General features: G+C 53.8%; 2 rRNA genes (1 of these 2 only partly in view). Both read left to right on the top strand.

The annotated features are described in order from the left end of the window. A 23S ribosomal RNA gene (locus ACSYHF_RS20285) occupies window positions 1–1776 on the top strand (it extends 1104 nt beyond the left edge of the window). A gap of 126 nt (window positions 1777–1902) precedes the next feature. Next, window positions 1903–2017: ribosomal RNA gene (gene rrf / locus ACSYHF_RS20280) — 5S ribosomal RNA — on the top strand. Window positions 2018–2500 lie beyond the last annotated feature (483 nt).

The raw sequence follows: 2500 nt of genomic DNA, 5'->3' as shown, positions 1-2500 counted from the left end.
GGGGAAGATTTAACGGGGCTAAGCACAGAACCGAAGCTTGGGGTGCATAACTTTGTTATGCGCGGTAGAGGAGCGTTCCGTAAGCCGTTGAAGGTGGATTGAGAAGTCTGCTGGAGGTATCGGAAGTGCGAATGCTGACATGAGTAACGATAATGCGGGTGAAAAACCCGCACGCCGAAAGCCCAAGGTTTCCTTGCGCAACGTTAATCGGCGCAGGGTGAGTCGGCCCCTAAGGCGAGGACGAAAGTCGTAGTCGATGGGAAGCAGGTTAATATTCCTGCACCTCGCGTAAGTGCGATGGAGGGACGGAGAAGGTTAGGTGTACCAGGCGTTGGTTGTCCTGGGGAAAGGCGGTAGGTTTGGATCTTTGGCAAATCCGGGATCCTCTAAGACCGAGCACCGAGACGAGCCTTTATGGCAAAGTCACTGATACCACGCTTCCAGGAAAAGCTCCTAAGCTTCAGCTTACGCAGACCGTACCGTAAACCGACACAGGTGGGTAGGATGAGAATTCTCAGGCGCTTGAGAGAACTCGGGTGAAGGAACTAGGCAACATGGCACCGTAACTTCGGGAGAAGGTGCACCCTTTTTGGTGGCTCGTGCGAGCTATAGCTGAAGAGGGTCGCAGTAACCAGGCCGCTGCGACTGTTTATCAAAAACACAGCACTCTGCAAACACGAAAGTGGACGTATAGGGTGTGACGCCTGCCCGGTGCTGGAAGGTTAATTGATGGGGTCAGCCGCAAGGCGAAGCTCTTGATCGAAGCCCCAGTAAACGGCGGCCGTAACTATAACGGTCCTAAGGTAGCGAAATTCCTTGTCGGGTAAGTTCCGACCTGCACGAATGGCGTAACGACAGCGGCGCTGTCTCCACCCGAGACTCAGTGAAATTGAAATCGCTGTGAAGATGCAGCGTTCCCGTGGCAAGACGGAAAGACCCCGTGAACCTTTACTATAGCTTTACACTGAACGTTGAGTTCGTCTGTGTAGGATAGGTGGGAGGCTATGAAACCATGGCGCTAGCTGTGGCGGAGCCATCCTTGAAATACCACCCTGTCGTGCTTGACGTTCTAACCTGGGCCCATTATCTGGGTCGGGGACCGTGTATGGTGGGTAGTTTGACTGGGGCGGTCTCCTCCTAAAGAGTAACGGAGGAGCTCGAAGGTACGCTCAGCGCGGTCGGACATCGCGCACTGTGTGCAAAGGCATAAGCGTGCTTGACTGCAAGATCGACGGATCAAGCAGGTAGGAAACTAGGACTTAGTGATCCGGTGGTTCTGTATGGAAGGGCCATCGCTCAACGGATAAAAGGTACTCCGGGGATAACAGGCTGATACCGCCCAAGAGTTCATATCGACGGCGGTGTTTGGCACCTCGATGTCGGCTCATCACATCCTGGGGCTGTAGTCGGTCCCAAGGGTATGGCTGTTCGCCATTTAAAGTGGTACGCGAGCTGGGTTCAGAACGTCGTGAGACAGTTCGGTCCCTATCTGCCATGGGCGTTGGAGATTTGAGAGGGGCTGCTCCTAGTACGAGAGGACCGGAGTGGACGAACCTCTGGTGTTCCGGTTGTCACGCCAGTGGCATTGCCGGGTAGCTATGTTCGGAAGCGATAACCGCTGAAAGCATCTAAGCGGGAAGCGCGCCTCAAGATGAGATCTCCCGGGGCACAAGCCCCCTGAAGGAACCATGTAGACTACGTGGTTGATAGGTCAGGTGTGTAAGTACAGCAATGTATTGAGCTAACTGATACTAATGATCCGTGCGGCTTGACCATATAACCTCAAGTTGCCTTGGCTTTACGACAGCGTCGTAAGAGCATCCAAGTGCACGCTACGTCACAAGAACTATGCGAGGCTGGCGCCTTGTCCCCCAGGGACGAGTGCGACTCTCCAAAAGCCTCCCTGGTGAAATTAGCGCTGTGGAACCACCCGATCCCATCCCGAACTCGGAAGTGAAACGCAGCTGCGCCGATGGTAGTGTGGCTCAAGCCATGCGAGAGTAGGTCATCGCCAGGGTTTACACCCGAGAACCCCGCTGCATGCGCAGCGGGGTTTTCCTTTTTTTGCAGGCACCTGGTTTCAACCTGGACTTGCAACAACAACTTCACGAAGAGCTTCAAGTTCCTCAAACAAGTTGTTGACAAAGCTGAAAGGCCTGCCATAATAGGCGGCTCGCAACGACGAAAGGCCCTCGGGCCCAACGACGAAGCAGCATCGGCAACAACGTCCACTCCGGTGAGACGACCTTGAAAAAAGGTGTTGACGAAGCAGAAAAGCCGGCTATAATGGGCGGCTCGCTACGAAGGAAACTTCGCAGCACACGGGAACGGCGCTGAGGCCACTTCCCCGGATCTTTGAAAGTATGCGCAGGTATCTTGTGAAGGCGCCTGCAGGAAGGATGATTGTCCATCTTGCAGACGTTTGATCAAGCAACTATTAATTGTTTTAAAGCAAGCGATACGTTGCCAGAATCACTCATCTGCAGCTTTAAATTTTGAT

The sequence above is a fragment of the Stenotrophomonas maltophilia group sp. P373 genome, assembly GCF_053295075.1.
This window is presented reverse-complemented; position numbering and strand designations above follow the sequence as displayed.